This window comes from Gordonia sp. KTR9, from assembly GCF_000143885.2.
Classification (GTDB): domain Bacteria; phylum Actinomycetota; class Actinomycetes; order Mycobacteriales; family Mycobacteriaceae; genus Gordonia.
In genome coordinates this window covers 3,095,001-3,116,526 of record NC_018581.1, presented here as the reverse complement: position 1 = coordinate 3,116,526, position 21,526 = coordinate 3,095,001, and the positions used below count along the sequence as shown (strand labels likewise).

The window sequence follows — 21,526 nt, the reverse complement described above, 5'->3', positions numbered from 1 at the left end:
CAGAAACTGTGTCACCCGACTCCGCCCCCGAACCCGCGCCCGCGACCCCCGGCTCGCCGGCCGCCGCACCGCAGACGGTGCCCGCGCCCGATCCCGCGGTCGTGAACTCCCGCATCGCCTTGGCGATCGCCACCGAGCTCGGTGTGGGCGTCGGCCAGGTGCGGGCGGCGATCGAACTGCTCGACGGTGGATCGACCGTTCCGTTCGTCGCCCGGTACCGCAAGGAGGCCACCGGTGGTCTCGACGACGCGCAACTCCGCACGCTCGACGAGCGTCTCGGCTACCTGCGCGACCTCGAAGCCCGACGTCAGGCGGTCCGCGAATCGATCGCCGCGCAGGGCAAGCTCGACGCCGCTCTCGACGCACGCATCCTCGAGGCCGACACCAAGGCGCGCCTCGAGGACATCTACCTTCCCTACAAGCCCAAGCGCCGCACCAAGGCCCAGATCGCGCGCGAGGCCGGCCACGAGCCCGTGGCCGATGCGTTGCTCTCGGACCCGACGACGGACCCGTCGACCTTCACCGCCGAGCAACTCGACGGTGCTCGGGCGATCGCGGTGGAGCGGTTCGCCGAGGACGCCGACCTGGTCGGTGAACTCCGCGAACTGATGTGGCAGACGGGAGTGCTGCGCACCGCGGTTCGCGAGGGCAAGGAGTCGGCCGGCGCCAAGTTCGCCGACTACTTCGAGTTCTCCGAACCGTTCACCTCGCTGCCGTCGCATCGGGTCCTGGCGGTGCTGCGCGGGGAGCGCGAGGAGATCCTCTCGGTCACTCTCGACGCCGATCCCGAGGCTGGCGACCGGCCCGCCGGCCCCGGGCCGTACGAGCAGCGGATCGCCGCCCGTTTCGGCATCTCCGATCAGGGCCGTCCCGCCGACCGCTGGCTTGTCGACACGGTGCGATGGGCATGGCGCACCAAGCTCTTCGTCGGGTTGTCCCTCGATGTCCGGATGCGGCTGCGTCAGGCCGCGGAAGCGGATGCGGTCGCCGTGTTCGCGACGAACCTCAAAGACCTCCTGCTGGCCGCGCCCGCCGGATCGCGCACGACCATGGGGCTCGATCCGGGTCTGCGGACCGGTGTGAAGGTCGCCGTCGTGAACGCGACCGGCAAGGTCGTGGACACCGCGACGATCTACCCCCACGAGCCCCGGCGTGACAAGTCCGGCTCGCTGGCCGTGCTGGGCGCGCTGGTCGAGAAGCATGGCGTCGAACTCATCGCCATCGGCAACGGCACCGCCTCGCGGGAGACCGACGCGCTCGCCGGGGAACTGCTGTCCGCGATCAAGGCGGCCGGCAAGACTCCGCCGACGAGTGTCGTCGTGTCCGAGGCCGGTGCCTCGGTGTACTCCGCGTCGGCCTACGCCTCGAAGGAGCTGCCCGACCTCGACGTCTCCATCCGCGGCGCGGTCTCGATCGCGCGTCGACTCCAGGACCCGCTCGCAGAGCTCGTGAAGATCGACCCGAAGTCCATCGGGGTCGGCCAGTACCAGCACGACATCTCCGAGACCCTGCTCGCGCGCTCGCTCGGCGCGGTCGTCGAAGACGCGGTGAACGCGGTGGGCGTCGACGTGAACACCGCCTCGGTGCCCCTGCTGTCCCGGGTCTCCGGCATCACCGCCGGTCTCGCGGAATCGATTGTCGCGCATCGTGACACCAACGGCGCGTTTCGGAATCGCAAGCAGATCACCGCTGTACCCCGACTCGGACCCAAGGCGTTCGAACAGTGCGCAGGCTTCCTGCGCATCGCCGACGGCGACAATCCGCTCGACGCGTCGAGCGTGCACCCCGAGGCGTATCCGGTCGTCACTCGCATCATCGAGAAGGTGGGCACCGATGTCCGGTCGCTGATCGGAGACACCGCGACCCTCACCACGCTGCGTCCCGAGGAGTTCGTCGACGAGACGTTCGGTCGTCCGACCGTCGTCGACATCATCGCCGAACTGGACAAGCCGGGACGCGACCCGCGTCCGGAGTTCAAGACCGCCACCTTCGCCACCGGTATCAAGAAGGTCTCCGACCTCACCCCGGGCATGGTCCTCGAAGGTCAGGTCACCAACGTGGCCGCTTTCGGTGCGTTCGTCGACGTGGGTGTCCACCAGGACGGACTCGTCCACGTCTCCGCGATGGCGCACCGCTTCGTCTCCGACCCCCACGAGGTCGTCAAGTCCGGTGACATCGTGAAGGTGAAGGTCATGGACGTCGACGTCGAACGCAAGCGCATCGGCTTGTCGCTCCGGCTCGACGACGAGCCGGGGAGCGATGGCAAGCCTGCCCGCGCACCTCGCGGTCAGGCGCGTGAGGACTCTCCGCGCGGCGGCGGGCAGCCGCGTAAGAACGACCAGCGCGGCGGCGGTCGCGGCAACCCGGCCGGGCAGGGTGGCCGGGGAGGTCAGGCCAATCGAGGCGGGAATCGCAACGATCGGCGGCCGGCGCCCAGCGGAGCGATGGCCGACGCGCTCAAGCGAGCCGGCTTCGGCAAGTAGCGTCACAGCCCCGGCGGTCCGGTTTCTCGAACCGGGCCGCCACGGGCACAGGTGGTGTCCAGACGTTCCGGCCGGCGTCCGGCGACACGGGAATTGCTGACCCCGACCGAGTAGTTCTGCTCAGGTCGTCGCGGCCGCCGCTGCCGAGACTGATGGCATGCTCAGCACCGAATCCGGACGACCGGAGTCGACCGGTCTGCCGGGTACCCGTGACCTCGACGCTCTCACCGGCAACCGTGATCGCGTCGTCGACCTCCTCCGCATCGTCTCGCTCGTCGTGGTCGTCGGCGGCCACTCGATCATGCTCACCGTCGAGGTCGCCGACGGCGCGATCCATCTGGGCAACACGCTCGGCGACGTGCCCGCATTGCAGCCGGCGACCTGGGTGCTGCAGGTGCTGCCGCTGTTCTTCTTCGCCGGGGCCGCCGCGGCGACCCTCGGCTGGACCTCACGCGGCCCCGCCGACATCCCGACGGCGGGGCAGTGGCTGTTCGGGCGGTCGCAGCGCTTGTTGCGCCCGGTCTTCTGGTACCTCGGAACCGTCGGGGCCGTGTACGCCGTCCTGTCCCGCATCGGTGCCTCGGCAGCGGCCGACGTCGTCGCGCGTCTCGGGGTGCAGTTGCTGTGGTTTCTCGGCGCCTACCTGCTCGTGCTGGCCGTCGTCCCGTTTCTGCAACGGCTCTCCTCCGGTGGTGGCGTGGCGCTCGCTCTGGCGTTCTGTTGGGGGAGTACGGCGATCGTCGACGCCGTCCGACTGGCGGACGGTCCCGCCGCACTGGGCTACCTGAACTTCCTCACCGTGTGGACGATCCCCGCTGTCCTCGGAGTCGCCTACGCCAAGAAGATCCTCCGACCCGCCACGGCACTCGCGGTGGCCGTCGGCGCGCTCGTCGCCGACCTCGCCCTCGTCTCGTGGGGGCCGTACGAGGTCTCGCTCGTGACCGTGCCGGGCCAGCAGTTGTCCAACATGAGTCCGCCGAGCCTGCTGCTCGCCGGCCACGCGATCGTGTTGTGCGCGGGCGCGATCGCCGTGCGCCGGTTCCTCGCGGTCGTCGTCGGCCGTCCGAATGTCTGGTGGTGGGTGGTGCTGGGCAACCGGGGTGCGATGACGCTCTATCTGTGGCATCTGCCGGTGCTCGCGGCGATCATCGGGACCGGTGCTGCGCTCGGTGTCGACCGTGCCGATGTCGGGTCGGCATCGTTCGGGGCCGTCGTCGGTGTGCAGACCCTGCTGCTGCTCGCGGCCATGATCCCGGTGGTCGGGGTGCTGTCGCCGCTGGAGAACCGGCCCCTGCCGTGGTGGGACGATCCCGTTGCCCGACGCAGCGGGCCGCTGCGGAATGCGACCCTGCTGATGCTGCTGGCCGGTGTCGGCGTGGCGATCCTGATGGTCGCGCGTGCCGGACTGGCCGGTGGAGGCGTGTGGTGGCTGGTCGTGGGCCTCGTGTGTGCCGTCGCCGCTCGTGGGCTGGCGGTTCCCGCCGGTCGCCGGACCACGGCGGGAGTTGCTTCCCGGAGACGGGGCTCCCGGCAGGTCAGCGCGTCGCGGTAGTCGACTACCCTCGACGGGAGTCATCGTCGGCACCCGAGGTGTGCCGCTGGGTCAGCGTGCGCAGCGGGACGACGGTGGCCCACCATCCACCGATCGACGCATGAGGAGCACGCCCACCGTGGCCACTTCCGCCGACGCAACGGCATTCCCGGGACCCGACGACCTCGAGGCGGCCGCATCCGCGGCGATCGCGGCCTTCGAGGCGGCGGTAGATCTCGATCAGCTCGCCGCGGCCAAGTCGGCGCACCTCGGTGACCGCTCGCCGATCGCTCTCGCCCGCCGCGCGCTGGGTTCGATTCCCAAGGACCAGCGCTCGGAGGCGGGCAAACTGGTCAATCAGGTCCGCGGCCGGGTGTCGGCGGCTCTGGAGGCGCGCACCGCAGTCCTCGACGCCGAGCGCGACGCGGCGGTCCTCGTCGCCGAATCCATCGACGTGACGTTGCCGAGTGGGCGGCGTCCGGTGGGTGCACGTCATCCCATCACCGTCATCGCCGAGCAGGTGGCCGACGTGTTCGTCGGGATGGGCTGGGAGATCGCGGAGGGCCCGGAGGTCGAGACCGAGCACTACAACTTCGACGCGCTCAACTTCCTTCCGGATCATCCCGCCCGGTCCATGCAGGACACCTTCTACATCGCGCCCGAGGGGTCTCGTCAGGTCCTGCGGACGCACACCTCGCCGGTGCAGGTGCGGTCGATGCTGAGCCGCGACCTGCCCATCTACGTCGCCTGTCCCGGCCGTACGTTCCGGACCGACGAACTCGACGCCACCCACACGCCGGTGTTCCATCAGATCGAGGGCCTCGCCGTCGACAAGGGGCTCACGCTCGCCAATCTGCGCGGCACCCTCGAGACCTTCGCCCGAGCGCTCTTCGGACCGGAGACGACGACCCGTATGCGGGCGAGCTACTTCCCGTTCACCGAACCCTCCGCCGAGGTCGACGTGTGGTTCCCCGCCAAGAAGGGCGGGCCGGGCTGGGTCGAGTGGGGCGGTTGCGGCATGGTCAATCCGAATGTGTTGCGCGCCAGCGGTATCGATCCCGACGTCTACTCCGGCTTCGCCTTCGGCATGGGTCTGGAGCGCACCCTGCAGTTCCGCAACGACATCTCCGACATGCGCGACATGGTCGAGGGTGACATCCGTTTCACCCTCCCGTTCGGTCCGGCCGCCTGACACCACGCGGCCGCACCTCCGCCGACTTCTCACGACGCGACGAAAGTAGTTGATACACAGTGCGTGCACCACAGTCCTGGTACACCGAGGTCCTCCGATCCGGCGACCCGCAGTGGTCGGCGACCACCGAGGAGATCGACGCGGGATTCGTTCGCGTCGGGTTCGAGATCGAGGACATCGAGGCGTTCCCGGAGATCACCGGTCCGCTCGTGATCGGTCGCGTGGAGACGATCGAGGAACTCACCGAGTTCAAGAAGCCGATCCGGTTCTGCACGGTCGCCGTCGGTGAGGCCGAGCCGCGCGGGATCGTGTGCGGCGCGCGCAACTTCGCCGAAGGTGACCTGATCGTCGCCGCCCTGCCCGGTGTCGTGCTCCCCGGTCCGTTCGAGATCGCCTCACGCAAGACCTACGGCCGGGTCTCCGACGGCATGATCTGCTCGGTCTCCGAGCTGGGGATCGGTACCGATCACAGCGGCATCCTGGTACTCGCGCCGGGCACCGCCGAACCGGGCGCCGATGCCCGTGAGGTCCTCGGACTCGACGACGCCGCGATCGATGTGAACGTCACCCCCGACCGCGGTTACGCGTTCTCGGTGCGCGGTCTGGGCCGCGAACTCGCCGGCAGCTTCGGGGTGCCGTTCGTCGATCCGGGACTGCGATCGGCGGACCTGCCGGACGACGGGTCGGTCCCGGCGTGGCCCGTCGCCATCGACGAGGACTCCGGCGCGACGCGCTACACCGCACGGGTGATCACCGGCGTCGACCCGACGGCCATCTCGCCGTGGTGGATGCAGAAGCGGCTCATGGTCGCCGGGATCCGTCCGATCTCGGCCATCGTCGACATCACCAACTACGTGATGATCGAGCTCGGTCAGCCCCTGCACGCCTTCGACGCCGACCGGGTCACGGGCACCGTCACCGTCCGCTCGGCACAACCGGGGGAGAAGCTCACCACCCTCGACGACACCGTGCGCGTCCTCGACCCCGAGGACGTGCTGATCACCGACGAATCCGGGCCGATCGCGCTGGCCGGGGTCATGGGCGGCGCGAGCACCGAGGTGGGGTCCGAGACCACCACTGTGCTGTTGGAGTCGGCGACCTTCGATCCGGTTCGGGTCTTCCGTACCGCGAAGCGCCACAAGCTGACCTCCGAGGCGAGCAAGCGGTTCGAGCGGGTCGTCGATCCCGAGATCACCGCGGTGGCCTCCGATCGCGCGGCGCAGCTGATCGTCGAGATCGCCGGTGGGCGGGTCGCCTCGCCGCTCGCGGAGACACACGTCCAGACCCCGGCCCGGCCGACGATCTCCATCGCGGCCGACGAACCGGACCGCGTCGCGGGGGTCGGCTACCCGCCCGGCACCACCCTGACCCGACTGACCGAGGTCGGCTGTGTGGTGACCGGAACCGACGAACTCGACGTGTTCCCGCCCTCCTGGCGACCCGACCTCCGTCAGCGCGCCGACCTCGTGGAGGAGGTCCTGCGGCTCGAAGGTCTCGAGGACATCCCCGCCGTGGTTCCCCGGGCACCCGGCGGCACCGGTCTGACACCGGTCCAGCGACGCCGGCGCAGCATCGGGCGCACGCTCGCGCTCGACGGGTACGTCGAGGTCCTGCCGTACCCGTTCATGCCGTCGGGTGTGTTCGACCTCTGGGACCTCCCGGCCGACGACGAACGGCGACGTACGGTCAAGGTCCTCAACCCGCTCGAGTCCGACCGTCCCGAGCTGAACACGACGCTGCTGCCGGGCCTCCTCGAGATGGCGGCCCGCAACATCGCCCGGGGACAGCGCGATCTGTCGCTCTTCACCATCGGACAGGTCGTCGTCGCGGGCGATCACGTGGCCGCGGTGCCGGCGCTCGACGTGACCCGCCGTCCCACCGACGAGGAGATCGCCGCGCTCGACGCCTCCCTGCCGCACCAGCCGCTGCACGTCGGCGTCGTACTCACCGGACTGCGCGATCCGGCCGGACCCTGGGGTCCGGGACGCGCCGCCGACCATCTCGACGCCTTCGAGGCGGCACGCACGATCGGCCGGGCGGCCGGTGTCACCGTCGAGCTCACGGCCGACGATCACCGCCCGTGGCACCCCGGCCGCTGCGCGCGGCTCACGGTCGACGGACGCACGGTCGGATACGCCGGCGAGCTCCACCCCGCGATACTCGAGCGAGCCCATCTGCCCAAGCGAACCTGCGCAGTGGAGATCGACGTCGACGCGCTGCCCCTGGGCGAGAGACTTCCGGCGCCGTCGGTGTCGGTGTTCCCCGCGGTGCTGCAGGACGTCAACGTCGTCGTCGGTGGCGATGTCCCGGCCGCGGACGTCGAGAAGGCGCTGCGTGACGGGGCCGGCGACCTGCTCGAGGACATCGCGCTGTTCGACGTCTTCACCGGCGAGCAGGTCGGCGCGGGGAACAAGTCGTTGACGTTCTCCCTGCGGTTCCGCGCACCCGACCGGACACTCACCGAGGAAGAGGCCAACGAGGCCAAGCTGGCCGCCGTCGATGCCGCAGCCGCCCGGGTGGGGGCCCGACTCCGCTGACAGTCCAGATCCACACCCACCCCTGAGTGAATTCATTTGCACCCTGCTGCATAATGATCCCATGGCTTCGACAAGCTCAACCAGCGGCGAACTGCGCTCGACCAGCGGCGAGAATTCGTCCTCGACCAGTGGCGAGGGTTCGTCCTCAACCAGCGGCGAGGGTTCGTCCTCGACCGGCAGTGCAGGGACATCCTCGACCGGCAAGGTGAAGGTGGCGGTGGCCGGCGCGAGCGGCTACGCGGGTGGCGAGATCCTTCGGCTGCTGTGCGGGCATCCCCGTCTGCGATTCGGTGAGTTCGAGATCGGTGCGCTCACCGCGGGCGGCAACGCCGGGACACTCCTGGGCACCCACCACCCTCATCTGCTCCCGCTAGCCGACCGGGTGCTGCAGGACACGACGCCGGAGATCCTCGCCGGGCACGACGTCGTCTTCCTGGGGTTGCCGCACGGCGCGTCGGCGGTGATCGCCGATGCGCTGCCGCCGACCACGCTCATCATCGACTGCGGTGCGGACTTCCGGCTCCGCGACGCCGGTGAATGGACGTCGTACTACGGCGGCGACCACGCCGGGACCTGGCCGTATGGTCTGCCGGAGCTGCCCGGCAATCGGGAGGTGCTCAAGGATGCGAGTCGGATCGCGGTACCGGGCTGCTATCCGACGGTCTCGATCCTGTCGCTGCTCCCGGCGATCGCCGCGGGCATCGCCGACCCGCACGTGACCGTCGTCGCGGTGAGCGGTGCCTCGGGTGCCGGCCGGTCACCCAAGGTCGATCTCCTGGCGTCCGAGGTCATCGGGTCCGCGCGGGCCTATGGGGTGGGCGGGGTCCACCGGCACACACCGGAGATCTCCCAGGCACTGTCGGCCGCCGCGGACCAGCCGGTGACCGTCTCGTTCACGCCCATCCTCGCCCCGATGGCCCGCGGGATCCTCGCCACGTGCACCGCGCGCACTGCAGCGACCGCCGAGGAGGCCCGCGCGGTGTACGAAAAGGCCTATGCCGACGAGGAATTCGTGCACGTCCTGCCGGAAGGGCGGCTACCCGCCACCGGTTCGGTGATCGGCTCCAACGCCGTACAGCTCGGCGTGACCGTCGACGAACGCGCGCAGACCCTAGTGGTCGTCGGAGCGGTCGACAACCTGACCAAGGGCACCGGCGGTGCCGCCGTCCAATCGATGAACCTGGCTCTGGGTTGGACCGAGAACGAGGGACTGAGCACCGTGGGAGTGGCACCGTGACCGGATCGCACGACACCGACAGCACCGACACCGGGCAGGACCGGATCGAGGGCGGCGCACCCGGCGACCATCCCCGCCTCGTGCGGGGGCAGGGCGTCACCGCACCGCTCGGATTCCGGGCCGCCGGCATCGCCGCCGGGATCAAGGCGTCCGGCGCGCTCGACCTCGCGCTCGTGTTCAACGAGGGTCCCGATCACTCCGCCGCAGGCGTTTTCACCCGCAATCAGGTGAAGGCGGCGCCGGTGCTGTGGTCGCAGCAAGTCCTCACCACCGGCCGGTTGCGCACGGTGATCCTCAACTCCGGCGGCGCGAACGCCTGCACCGGACCGGGCGGATTCCAGGACACCCACAAGACCGCGGAGGCCGTGGCCGACGCGCTCAGCAACTGGGGGACCAGCACCGGTGCGGTCGAGGTCGCAGTGTGCTCCACCGGGCTGATCGGCGACCGGCTGCCGATGGACAAGGTGCTTGCCGGAGTCACCGAGATCGTCCAGGACATGGGCGGCGGCCTGTCCGGCGGGACGGATGCCGCGCACGCGATCATGACCACCGACACCGTGCCCAAACAGGCTGCGCTGCATCATCCGCAGGGGTGGAACGTGGGCGGCATGGGGAAGGGGGCGGGCATGCTCGCGCCGTCGCTGGCGACCATGCTGGTGGTCCTCACGACCGACGCCGCCGCGACCCCCGAGCAACTCGACACCGCCTTGCGCAGGGCGACGGCACGGACCTTCGACCGGCTCGACATCGACGGCTCGTGTTCGACGAACGACACGGTGCTGCTGCTGAGTTCGGGCGCCAGCCAGATCCCGGTCGAGCAGACCGACCTCGACGACGCGGTGTTCGCGGTCTGCGACGATCTCGCCGCCCAGATGATGGCCGACGCCGAGGGCGTCACCAAACGGGTCGTCATCACGGTGATGGGGGCCGATACCGAGGACGACGCGCTGACCGTCGCCCGCGCCGTCGCGCGCGACTCCCTGGTGAAGACCGCCTTGTTCGGGTCGGATCCGAACTGGGGCCGGGTGCTGGCCGCTGTCGGTGCCTCGCCGGTCACGATCGATCCCGACCGGATCGCCGTGTCCTTCAACGGGAGTCCAATGTGCGAGAACGGTTTCGGCGTCGAGGGAGCTCGCGATGTGGACCTGTCGGGTCCGGACATCACCGTCGTCGTCGACCTGAAGCTGGGGGAGTCCGCGGCGAGTGTCCGGACCACTGATCTCTCCCACGCGTACGTCGAAGAGAATTCGGCGTACTCGTCATGAGTGGGACGACATCGGGGGCCCACCCGATCGACCCGGCCGCCGGCCTCGCGAAGGCGAAGGTCCTCGCCGAAGCCCTTCCCGCGCTGCAGCGACTCGCGGGTGCGACCGTCGTCGTCAAGTACGGCGGCAACGCCATGATCGACGACGCGCTGAAGAAGGCGTTCGCGGCGGACATGGTCTTCCTGCGCGCGTGCGGCATGCATCCCGTGGTGGTTCATGGTGGCGGCCCGCAGATCTCGGCGATGCTGAAACGTCTGGGACTCTCCGGTGAGTTCAAGGGCGGTTTCCGGGTGACGACCCCGGAGGTCATGGACGTGGCCCGGATGGTCCTGTTCGGCCAGGTCGGGCGCGAGCTCGTGGGGCTGATCAACTCGCACGGCCCGTACGCGGTCGGCATCACCGGCGAGGACGCCCATCTGTTCACCGCGACGCGCCGCACGGTGCTCGTCGAGGGCGTGCCCACCGACATCGGTCTCGTCGGCGACATCGCGTCGGTCAACACCTCGGCCGTGCTGGACCTCGTGGCCGCCGGCCGTATCCCGGTCGTCTCGACGATCGCGCCGGACCGCGACGGGGTGGTGCACAACATCAACGCCGACACCGCGGCAGGTGCTCTCGCCGAGGCGCTCGGTGCTGCTCGGCTCGTGATGCTGACCGACGTCGAGGGTCTGTACACGGACTGGCCCGACCGCGGGTCCCTGGTGTCCCAGATCGACACGGACACACTGACCGAGCTGATGCCGTCGCTCGACTCCGGCATGGTCCCCAAGATGGAGGCGTGCCTGCGCGCGGTCACCGGCGGCGTCGACCGCGCGCACGTGATCGACGGGCGTGTCGCCCATTCGGTACTGGCCGAACTGTTGACCGAGAGCTCGACCGGCACCACCGTCGTGGTTCCCGAGGAGGACGCATGACCGCTCCACTGCAGCAGCGCTGGACACAGTCGCTGATGAACAACTACGGCACCCCCGCCATCGCCCTCGTCGAGGGTTCGGGAGCGTATGTCACCGACGCCGACGGCAAGCGCTATCTCGATCTCCTCGGCGGGATCGCGGTGAACGCCCTCGGTCATGCGCACCCGGCGATCGTCGACGCAGTGACCACTCAGCTCCAGACGCTGGGGCACGTGTCGAACCTGTACATCGCGCCGCCCGTGGTCGAGCTCGCCGAGAAGTTGCTCGACCGGTTCGGCCACCCGGGTCGCGTCTTCTTCTGCAACTCCGGGACCGAGGCCAACGAGGCCGCGTTCAAGCTCGCCCGGCGGACCGGTCGGCCCGAGATCGTCGCCGCCGAGAAGGCCTTTCACGGCCGGACGATGGGTGCGCTCGCGATGACCGGACAGCCGGCGAAGCGCACGCCGTTCGAACCGATGCCCGCCGGCGTGCGGTTCGTTCCCTACGGAGACGTCGACGCCCTCGACGCGGCGGTCTCCGACCAGACCGCCGCGGTGATCCTCGAGCCGATCCTCGGGGAGGCCGGCGTCGTGGTGCCCCCGGCCGACTATCTGGCGGCCGCACGCCGGATCACCGAGGAGCGCGGCGCACTGCTGATCCTCGACGAGGTGCAGACCGGCGTCGCCCGGACCGGAACGTTCTTCGCCCATCAGCAGGTGGGCGTGGTGCCCGATGTGATGACGCTCGCCAAGGGGCTCGGCGGTGGCCTCCCGATCGGCGCGTGTATCGCCACCGGCCCCGCTGCCGACCTGTTCGAGCCCGGTCAACACGGCACCACCTTCGGCGGCAATCCCGTCAGTGCGGCCGCCGCGCTGGCCGTACTCCAGGTCATCGAGTCCGATGATCTACTCGATTCTGTTGCAGCGGTGGGGAAGTCGATCGCGACCGGTATCGAGGATCTGCAGCACCCGCTGGTGTCCCACGTGCGGGGGTCGGGGCTGTTGCTCGGAGTGGTGCTGACCCAACCGCTCTCGCAGCGCGTCGAGGCCGCGGCCCGGGACGCCGGATTCCTCATCAATGCGCCCGCGCCCGACGTCCTACGCCTGGCCCCACCGCTGATCCTCACCGAGGAGCAGGGACGGGGTTTCGTGCGCGCACTGCCAGAACTGCTCGACACCGCCGCGGCAGCGGCCCTGTCAGACACCGCTGCGGCCGCACACGCCGCCACATCGAACGAGGGGGACAAGCCATGACCAGACACTTCCTGCGCGACGACGATCTGACCCCGGCCGAGCAGGCCGAGGTGCTCGCACTCGCGGCCGAGGTCAAGGCGAAACCGTTCGACTTCCGGCCATTGGAGGGCCCGCGGGGAGTCGGGGTGATCTTCGACAAGAACTCCACCCGAACCCGGTTCTCGTTCGAGGTCGGCATCGCCCAGCTCGGCGGTCACGCGGTCGTCGTCGACGGCCGGACGACGCAGCTGGGGCGCGAGGAGACGCTGGAGGACACCGGTCTCGTCCTGTCCCGCTTCGTCGACGCGATCGTGTGGCGGACGTTCGGGCAGGACCGCTTGGAAGCGCTCTCGTCGACCGCCACCGTGCCCGTGGTCAACGCCCTCTCCGACGAGTTCCACCCGTGCCAGGTGCTCGCCGACCTGCAGACCATCGCCGAGCACAAGGGTGCGCCTGCGGGGCAGACGATGACGTATCTGGGTGACGGTGCCAACAACATGGCGCACTCGCTGGCCCTCGGCGGCGTCACGGCCGGCATGCACGTGATCATCAGCTCGCCGGACGGTTTCCAGCCCGACCCCGTGGTCATCGCGGCCGCCGAGAAGCGCGCCGCGCAGACCGGCGGCTCGGTGAAGCTGGTGACCGATCCCGTCGCCGCCGCGACCGGTGCCGACGTGCTGGTGACCGACACCTGGGTGTCGATGGGGCAGGAGGCCGACGGCAAGGACCGCACGGCGCCGTTCCGGCCGTACCAGATCAACGACGAACTCCTCGCTCATGCCGCGGACGACGCGATCGTGCTGCATTGTCTGCCTGCGCATCGCGGCGACGAGATCACCGCCTCGGTGATCGACGGTCCCCGCAGCGTGGTGTTCGACGAGGCCGAGAACCGCCTGCACGCGCAGAAGGCCCTGCTGATCTGGCTGCTGGACCACCAGTGATCCGGTACCACGAGTGACCGGGGAACGACAGTGAGCGTCGAACCGACCATGACCAGGAATCCACGATGACCGCCGGAGCCGAGCCCTCGGAGAGCCGACTCGCCGCCACCCGCGCGGGGCGACATGCGCGGATCATCGAGATCCTCTCCACGCATCAGGTCCGCAGCCAGTCCGAACTACAGCGGCTGCTCGCCGAGGAGGGCGTCGACGCCACCCAGGCGACGCTGTCGCGCGATCTCGACGAGCTCGGCGCGGTGAAGCTGCGCGCCGCGGACGGCGGCGCCGGTGTCTACGTGGTGCCCGAAGACGGTTCGCCCGTCCGCGGGGTGTCCGGCGGGACCGACCGGCTCGGCAGGCTCGTCTCTGACCTGTTGGTGTCGACCGACAGCAGCGGCAACCTCGCGGTGCTGCGAACGCCCCCGGGTGCCGCGCACTATCTCGCGGCCGCGCTCGACCGGGCACGCCTGCCCGACGTCGTCGGGACGATCGCCGGGGACGACACGATCTTCGTGGTGGCACGCGAACCGCTCGACGGAGCCGAACTCGCCCGCCGGATCGAGGGCCTCGTGTAGCCGTCCCCTCATCCATGTCCGGTTCCGCCCCCCATGGCGGACAGACCACACCAACCACAACAGACGAGACGCCGCCAACCGAGACCCGGACGGTGGCGTCGGAACACCGGGGCCGATGATGGACTCGGTCAACGCGCAGAACAGGAGCTTCACCTCATGGCAGAACGTGTCGTACTCGCATATTCGGGCGGCCTGGACACCTCGGTCGCGATCAGCTGGATCCAGAAGGAGACCGGCAAGGAGGTCGTCGCCGTGGCGCTCGACCTCGGCCAGGGTGGCGAGGACATGGAGGTCATCCGTCAGCGTGCACTCGACTGCGGCGCGGTCGAGGCCGTCGTGGTCGACGCCCGCGACGAGTTCGCCGACGAGTACTGCCTCGGCGCCATCACCTCGAACGCGCTCTACATGGACCGTTACCCGCTCGTCTCGGCGCTGTCCCGCCCGCTGATCGCCAAGCACCTGGTCACCGCGGCCCGTGATCACGGCGGCACCGTCGTCGCCCACGGATGCACCGGCAAGGGCAACGATCAGGTCCGCTTCGAGGTGGGCTTCGCGACCCTGGCGCCCGATCTGCAGGTCCTCGCGCCGGTCCGCGACTACGCGTGGACCCGCGAGAAGGCCATCGCCTTCGCCGGGGAGAACGACATCCCGATCAACGTGACCAAGAAGTCGCCCTTCTCGATCGACCAGAACGTGTGGGGTCGCGCCGTGGAGACCGGTTTCCTCGAGGACCTGTGGAACGCGCCGACCAAGGATGTCTACGACTACACCGAAGACCCCACGGTCAACTGGAACTCGCCCGACGAGGTCATCATCGGCTTCGACAAGGGCCGCCCGGTCAGCATCGACGGCCGGCCGGTGAGTGTGCTCGAGGCGATCCAGGAACTCAACCGCCGTGCCGGAGCCCAGGGCGTCGGACGCCTCGATGTCGTCGAGGACCGACTGGTGGGCATCAAGAGCCGTGAGGTGTACGAGGCTCCCGGCGCGATGGTCCTCATCCGCGCGCACGAGGAGCTGGAGCACGTCACCGTGGAGCGCGAGCTCGGCCGCTACAAGCGCGGCACCGATCAGAAGTGGGCCGAGCTGGTCTACGACGGTCTGTGGTTCTCGCCGCTGAAGCGGTCGCTGGACGCCTTCGTCGCCTCGACGCAGGAGCACGTCACCGGCGAGATCCGACTGACCCTGCACGGCGGCACGATCGCGGCCACGGGTCGTCGCAGCTCGGAGTCGCTCTACGACTTCAACCTCGCCACCTACGACGAGGGCGACACCTTCGACCAGTCCGCGGCGCGCGGCTTCGTCGAACTGCACGGCCTGTCGTCGAAGATCGCCGCGAAGCGGGACCTGAATCTGTGAGTGCGGGCACCGGCGGCGGTACCGGCCCGGAGACCGGTGGGACGACCAACCAGGGTTCGCTCTGGGGCGGTCGTTTCGCCGGTGGACCGGCCGAGGCGATGGCCGCGCTGAGCAAGTCGACTCATTTCGATTGGGCGCTGGCCCCTTTCGACATCGAGGCCTCCAAGGCGCATGCCCGGGTGCTGAACAGCGCCGGGTTGCTCACCGATGACGACCTCGTCGGCATGCTCGACGGGCTCGATCGCCTTGCCGCCGATGTCGCCGACGGCAGTTTCGGGCCCGCGGAGTCCGACGAGGACGTCCACGGCGCCCTCGAGCGCGGCCTGATCGAGCGGGTCGGTCCCGAACTCGGCGGCCGGCTGCGGGCGGGGCGGTCCCGCAACGACCAGGTCGCCACCCTGTTCCGGATGTGGCTGCGTGCCGCCATGCGTCGGGTCGCGCTCGGCCTGCTCGACGTCGTCGACGCGCTGACCGCCCAGGCGGCGGCGCATCCCGATGCGATCATGCCGGGCAAGACGCACCTGCAGGCCGCGCAGCCGGTGTTGCTCGGTCACCATCTGCTCGCGCACGCGCAACCCCTGTTGCGCGACATCGACCGGCTCGCCGATGCGGATCGTCGAACCGCGGTGTCGCCGTACGGTTCCGGCGCACTCGCCGGCTCCTCGCTGGGCCTCGACCCGGCGGCGATCGCGGCCGACCTCGGCTTCGACGGGCCTGCCGAGAACTCGATCGACGCCACCTCCGCGCGCGACTTCGCCGCGGAGGCCGCCTTCGTCTTCGCGATGATCGCGGTCGATCTCTCCCGGTTGTCCGAAGAGGTGATCATCTGGAGCACACCGGAATTCGGCTACGTCACGCTGGCCGACGCATGGTCCACCGGCAGCTCGATCATGCCGCAGAAGAAGAACCCGGACGTCGCCGAGCTCATGCGCGGCAAGGCCGGTCGACTCATCGGTGACCTGACCGGACTGCTGGCCACGCTGAAGGCGCAGCCGCTGGCGTACAACCGGGACCTCCAGGAGGACAAGGAACCGGTCTTCGACGCGGTGGCGCAGCTGGAACTGTTGCTGCCGGCGGTGACCGGACTGGTCGCGACACTGGAGTTCCACACCGACCGCATGGCGGAACTCGCCCCCGCGGGCTTCACCCTCGCCACCGACATCGCCGAATGGATGGTCCGAGAGGGCGTGCCGTTCCGCGTGGCCCACGAGGCCGCGGGCGCCTGCGTCCGCGAAGCGGAATCACGCGGTGTCGGCCTGGACGAGCTCGACGACGCGACGCTGGCGGGTGTCCATCCGGCGCTGACGCCGGCGGTGCGGGAGGTCCTGACGGTGCGCGGTTCGGTGGAATCGCGCAACGCACACGGCGGTACCGCGCCCGGACAGGTGCGGCGACAGATCGAGGTCGTGACGGCCGCGACCACCGATCTTCGAACACGCTGGACCGCTGGGCCCGGCGGGCGTCGCTGATCCCGCCCGACTGGGTACAGTGACCTGAGTCACCGACTCGTCGGTGAGTCCGGGAACACCGACGACTGGAGGATCGACACGATGGCGGTGTGGGACGGGGGCCCCGATCTCGCGGGGATGGTCGGCAGGGTGCTGGCCACCGCGCAGAACGGTCTGGAGGTGTTGCGCTTCGGCGGGCTGGAGACCGGTACCGAGCCGGCGCCCTTCGCGGTGGTCGAGACGCACAAGATGTTCAAGCTTCGGCGGTACTTCCCGAACGATCCGTCGACCGGCCCGAACATCGTTCTGGTGCCGCCGATGATGGTGTCCGCCAACGTCTATGACGTGACCGAGCACAACGGTGCCGTGTCGATCCTGCACCGCAACGGCATCACACCGTGGGTCGTCGACTTCGGCTCGCCGGACTCCGAAGAGGGCGGGATGGAGCGCAATCTCGCCGACCACGTGGTCGCCATCAGTCGGGCGATCGACCTGATCGTCGAGGCGACCGGGCGCGACATCCATCTGGCCGGGTACTCCCAGGGCGGGATGTTCGCGTACCAGACCGCGGCGTATCGCAGATCCAAGGGGATCGCGAGCCTGATCACTTTCGGTAGCCCGGTCGACGTGCTCGCCGCACTGCCCCTGGGGCTGCCCGCGGGACTGGTGGCACCGGCCGCCGAATTCCTGGCGGACAAGGCGTTCTCGCGCAATCTCTGGGTGCGGGATTGGATGGCACGCACCGGATTCCAGCTGTTGGACCCGGTGAAGACGGTCCGCAGCCGCATCGATTTCCTGCGTCGCCTGCACGACCGCGAGGCGCTGCTGCCCCGCGAGGACCAGCGCCGGTTCCTCGAAGCCGACGGCTGGGTCGCGTGGTCGGGGCCGGCGATCGCCGAACTGCTGCGGCAGTTCGTCGCGCACAACCGGATGGTGTCCGGGGGCTTCGTGATCAACGGTGATCTGGTCTCTCTCGCCGAGATCACCTGCCCGGTCCTCGCGTTCGTCGGCGATGCCGACGACATCGGGCAGCCCGCGGCGGTGCGGGGCATCGTCCGGGCCGCGCCCGACGCGGAGGTCTACGAATCGACCCTGCCGGTCGGACATTTCGGACTCGTGGTCGGCAGCGCGGCCGGTGAGCACACCTGGCCGACGACCTCCGACTGGGTGAACTGGATCTCCGACAACGGTCCGCGCCCCGAACTCGTCTCCGAGATGTCGCTCGTGGAGCCGGGGCACGGCGGCGGGGTCAGCCTGTCCTCGCGCATCACGCACGGAATGGGCTCGGTGGCCGACGCCGGGACCGCCGCCTCGCGCGAGCTGCTCGGTCTGGCCAACTCCCTGCAACGGACCTCGCGGGCGGTGGCCTCGGAGTCGGTGCGGACCGTGCCCCGGCTGTTCCGGCTGGGACAGATCCAGAGCGGGACGCGCATCTCGCTCTCGAAGCTCATGGCCGAGAACACCAAACGCGGCGGCGACAGCGAGCTGTTCCTGTTCGAGAACCGCGTGCTCACCCACGCACAGGTCAATGCGCGCATCGACAACGTGGTCGCGGGTCTGGTCGACTGCTGCATCCGTCCGGGCCAGCACATCGGCGTCCTGATGGACACCCGGCCCAGCGCGCTGGTCGTGATCGCCGCGTTGTCCCGCCTGGGTGCGGTGGCGGTGCTGCTCGCCGCGGACGCCGACGTCCGCGAGATGATGCGGCTCGCCGACAGTTCGGTGATCGTCACCGATCCCACGAATCTCGACCTCGCGACCGCTGCCTCGGATCGGGTTCTGGTGCTCGGCGGTGGAAGTGGCGATTCCCGCGCCATCGAGGGTGCCGATGGGACGTCGATCGTCGACATGGAGCGCATCGACCCCGACGAGGTCGTGATGCCGACCTGGTACCGGCCCGATCCCGGGCTCGCGGGCGATCTCGCATTCATCCTGTTCAGCCGGGCGTACGGCAAACTCGTCCCGTGGCCGGTGACCAACCACCGGTTCGCGATGTCGGCCTTCGGTGCGGCGTCGGCGGCGGCGCTCACCGACCGCGACACCGTGTACTGCCTGCCACCGCTGCACCACGCGTCGGGACTGCTCACCACGCTGGGCGCGACCGTGGTCGGACGGTCGCGGATCGCGCTGTCGAACGGCATCGATCCAGCGAACTTCTCGGTGGAGGTACAGCGCTACGGCATCACGGTCGTGTCGTACACGTGGTCGATGCTCAGCGGCATCGTGCGCGATCCCGATTTCCACATCAACCAGCACAACCCGATCCGGTTGTTCATGGGCTCGGGCATGTCGGCGGGACTGTGGGAGGACGTGTGCTCGAGCTTCCCTCGGGCGCGGATCCTCGAGTTCTTCGCGACCGCCGACGGTTCGGCGATCCTCGCGAACGTGTCCGGGGACAAACTGTCCTCCGTCGGCCGGCCGTTGCCGGAGACCAATCCGGTCGAGGTCGCGGCCTACGACATCGTCGGCGACCGGTTGCTCATCGACGACTCGGGCTTCGTCCGCCGGGCGGAGACGGGGGAGCCGGGTCTGCTCCTGGCCAAGGCGAAGCACAAGTTCGACACCAACGGGACGGTGTTGCGCGACGTCTTCACGACTCGTGACCGGTGGGAGGTGTCGGGACATCTGTTCGTGCGCGACGCCGACGGAGACCTGTACTTCCTCGGTGCGACAGACCGGGTGATCCGGACCGCTGACGGGCCGGTGTTCATCCCCCCGCTCACCCACGCACTGTCGCGGCTCAAGAGTGTCGACCAGGTCGTCGTGTACGGCGTCGGCGAACCCGGACACCAGGTCGTGGTCGCAGCGATGACCCTGCGTCCCGACGCGAAACCGGACTCGCTCACGGTCACGCAGCTGCGGATCGCGCTGGGGGAGTACCGCGCCGACGCCCGGCCGCACCTCATCCACGTCGTCGACGACATCCCGCAGTCGGCGTCCTTCCGTCCGCTGAGCACCGGCCTGGTCGAGGACGGACTGCCGAAACCGGGTGCGCGCGTCTGGTATCGCGACGAGGAGGGGCGTTACCGCAGGTACACCCGCACCGTGGCCGGCAAACTGGACTGGGCCGGGTCGCGGACGAGCGATGCCCTAGGGTGATCGGGGTGACGACACGCGCTGAGGCCATCGACCCGATCGTGCGCGAACGACTGGCCTGCCCGCAGGACCACGGTCCGCTGATCAACGCCGGCGACGAGCTCTACAACCCGCGGTTGCACGTCGCGTACCGCATCGACTCCGACGGAATCCCGGTGATGCTGATCGACGAGGCGCGCGCGGTCGACGACGCCGAGCACGAACGCATCGTCGCCTCGCAGTAGTCGCCGATCGGGGGTCTCTCGTCGGATGACAAGATCGAGGGGTGAGTGCTGACAACGCCGAACCCCCCGAGTCGACTGACGTCCCCGCAACCGTCGACATCCTCGACGAGCTCCGGTGGCGTGGGCTGATCGCTCAGTCCACCGATCTAGGCGCCCTGGGTGATGCGCTGGCGAACGGGCCGGTCACCTTGTACGCGGGGTTCGATCCGACGGCGGCAAGTCTCCACGCCGGTCACCTGGTCCCCTTGCTGACCCTCAAGCGGTTCCAGCTCGCGGGCCATCGGCCGATCGTCCTCGCCGGAGGTGCCACCGGCCTGATCGGTGACCCCCGTGACGTGGGGGAGCGGACCATGAACTCGCCCGACGTCGTCGCCGAGTGGGCCGGACGCATCGATGCCCAGCTCCGACGATTCGTCGACATCGAGGACACGCCCACGGGTGCCGTGGTGGTCAACAACCTGGACTGGACCGGTGAGCTGTCGGCGATCGAGTTCCTGCGCGACCTCGGTAAGCACTTCTCGGTGAACGTGATGCTCGCCCGCGACACGGTCAAGCGACGCCTCGAGGCCGACGGCATGAGCTATGCCGAGTTCAGCTACCTCCTCCTGCAATCGAACGACTTCGTCGAGCTCCACCGCCGGTACGGCTGTGTCCTGCAGATCGGTGGCTCCGACCAGTGGGGGAACATCGTCGGCGGTGTGGACCTGGCCCGACGTCTCGACGGCTCGGCGCTGCACGCCCTGACGGTTCCCCTCGTGACGTCGTCGGACGGGAAGAAGTTCGGCAAATCGACCGGCGGTGGCAGCCTGTGGCTCGACCCCGAGCTGACGAGCCCCTACTCCTGGTACCAGTACTTCGTGAACACCGCCGACGCCGATGTCGTCCGCTACCTGCGGTGGTTCACCTTCCTCGGGCGGGAGGAGATCGACGAACTCGAGCGCGCGACCGTCGAGACCCCGCATCTTCGGCGCGCGCAACGAGCACTCGCTGCCGAGATGACGACCCTGATCCACGGCAAGGCCAACACGGATGCGGTGGAGCTGGCCAGCCAGGCGCTCTTCGGAAGGGCCGAGCTCGACGAACTCGACGAGGGCACGCTTGCCGCGGCAGTCCGGGAGACCTCGATCGCCGAATACCCCGAGACACGTCCGACCATCATCGAGTTGCTCGTCGACACGAAGCTCTCGGAGAGCAACAAGGCTGCCCGTCGCGCGGTCTCGGAGGGCGGCGCGTACGTGAACAACACCAAGATCACGGACCCGGAGTGGCAGCCGGCGGACGCCGACCTGCTCCACGGACGGTGGTTGGTGGTCCGTCGCGGCAAGAAGAGTTTCGCCGGCGCCAGACTAGGCCGCTGACCAGGCGATTTGACGCGTTGTTCGCGCCTGTGTAACTTAATCGACGCACCGCAGAGAGCAACTCCCCCGGAGCCGCAAGCCCCGGGGAAGCCGAAGTGCCCGAGCCACTCGCTCGGGCCGCCTGTGCGGGGCCACTCCCGAGAACGAGATCGCGAGCGTTC

15 protein-coding genes are annotated in these 21,526 nt (G+C 69.4%); all 15 read left to right on the top strand.

The features are described 5' to 3' along the window. Positions 1-8 precede the first annotated feature (8 nt). Positions 9-2,483 carry a Tex family protein gene (locus KTR9_RS14870; RefSeq protein ID WP_044506789.1) on the top strand — a complete coding sequence of 825 codons (2,475 nt, stop codon included), beginning with the start codon at positions 9-11 and terminating at the stop codon, positions 2,481-2,483. Between the two features lie 157 nt (positions 2,484-2,640). Continuing rightward, the gene (locus tag KTR9_RS14865) at positions 2,641-4,035 is read left to right on the top strand and encodes an acyltransferase family protein (RefSeq protein ID WP_014927045.1); all 1,395 of its coding nucleotides are present in this window, start codon (positions 2,641-2,643) and stop codon (positions 4,033-4,035) included. Between the two features lie 118 nt (positions 4,036-4,153). Continuing rightward, positions 4,154-5,206 carry a phenylalanine--tRNA ligase subunit alpha gene (pheS, locus tag KTR9_RS14860; RefSeq protein WP_010844361.1) on the top strand — a complete coding sequence of 351 codons (1,053 nt, stop codon included), beginning with the start codon at positions 4,154-4,156 and terminating at the stop codon, positions 5,204-5,206. A gap of 59 nt (positions 5,207-5,265) precedes the next feature. After that, a complete protein-coding gene (gene pheT, locus KTR9_RS14855) occupies positions 5,266-7,743 on the top strand; it encodes a phenylalanine--tRNA ligase subunit beta (protein WP_014927043.1) in 2,478 nt (825 codons plus the stop codon). Between the two features lie 211 nt (positions 7,744-7,954). Next, entirely contained in the window at positions 7,955-8,980 is a 1,026-nt protein-coding gene (gene argC, locus KTR9_RS14850) for an N-acetyl-gamma-glutamyl-phosphate reductase (protein ID WP_014927042.1), read from the top strand. After that, entirely contained in the window at positions 8,977-10,245 is a 1,269-nt protein-coding gene (gene argJ, locus KTR9_RS14845; protein WP_014927041.1) for a bifunctional glutamate N-acetyltransferase/amino-acid acetyltransferase ArgJ, read from the top strand. Before argC ends, argJ begins: the two co-directional genes overlap by 4 nt. Next, positions 10,242-11,159, top strand: a complete 918-nt coding sequence (argB, locus tag KTR9_RS14840; protein ID WP_014927040.1) for an acetylglutamate kinase — start codon at positions 10,242-10,244, stop codon at positions 11,157-11,159. The genes argJ and argB overlap by 4 nt, the downstream gene beginning before the upstream one ends. Next, the gene (locus KTR9_RS14835; RefSeq protein WP_014927039.1) at positions 11,156-12,391 is read left to right on the top strand and encodes an acetylornithine transaminase; all 1,236 of its coding nucleotides are present in this window, start codon (positions 11,156-11,158) and stop codon (positions 12,389-12,391) included. Before argB ends, KTR9_RS14835 begins: the two co-directional genes overlap by 4 nt. Next, positions 12,388-13,311, top strand: coding sequence for an ornithine carbamoyltransferase (argF, locus tag KTR9_RS14830; protein ID WP_010844367.1), 924 nt, complete (start codon positions 12,388-12,390; stop codon positions 13,309-13,311). Before KTR9_RS14835 ends, argF begins: the two co-directional genes overlap by 4 nt. Before the next feature lie 65 nt (positions 13,312-13,376). Beyond that, complete coding sequence (locus KTR9_RS14825) at positions 13,377-13,883, top strand: arginine repressor (protein ID WP_010844368.1); 507 nt, start codon at positions 13,377-13,379, stop codon at positions 13,881-13,883. 156 nt (positions 13,884-14,039) lie between these two features. Continuing rightward, entirely contained in the window at positions 14,040-15,239 is a 1,200-nt protein-coding gene (locus KTR9_RS14820) for an argininosuccinate synthase (protein ID WP_010844369.1), read from the top strand. Next, a complete protein-coding gene (gene argH / locus KTR9_RS14815) occupies positions 15,236-16,708 on the top strand; it encodes an argininosuccinate lyase (protein ID WP_014927038.1) in 1,473 nt (490 codons plus the stop codon). Before KTR9_RS14820 ends, argH begins: the two co-directional genes overlap by 4 nt. Before the next feature lie 81 nt (positions 16,709-16,789). Next, positions 16,790-19,786 (top strand): AMP-binding protein, encoded by a 2,997-nt coding sequence (locus KTR9_RS14810; RefSeq protein ID WP_010844371.1) that lies wholly within the window; start codon positions 16,790-16,792, stop codon positions 19,784-19,786. A gap of 5 nt (positions 19,787-19,791) precedes the next feature. Next, positions 19,792-20,007: a Trm112 family protein gene (locus KTR9_RS14805; protein ID WP_035718125.1), complete on the top strand. Its 216-nt coding sequence runs from the start codon at positions 19,792-19,794 to the stop codon at positions 20,005-20,007. A 41-nt stretch (positions 20,008-20,048) separates the two neighbouring features. Then, a complete protein-coding gene (tyrS, locus tag KTR9_RS14800; protein ID WP_014927037.1) occupies positions 20,049-21,365 on the top strand; it encodes a tyrosine--tRNA ligase in 1,317 nt (438 codons plus the stop codon). Positions 21,366-21,526: the final 161 nt, after the last annotated feature.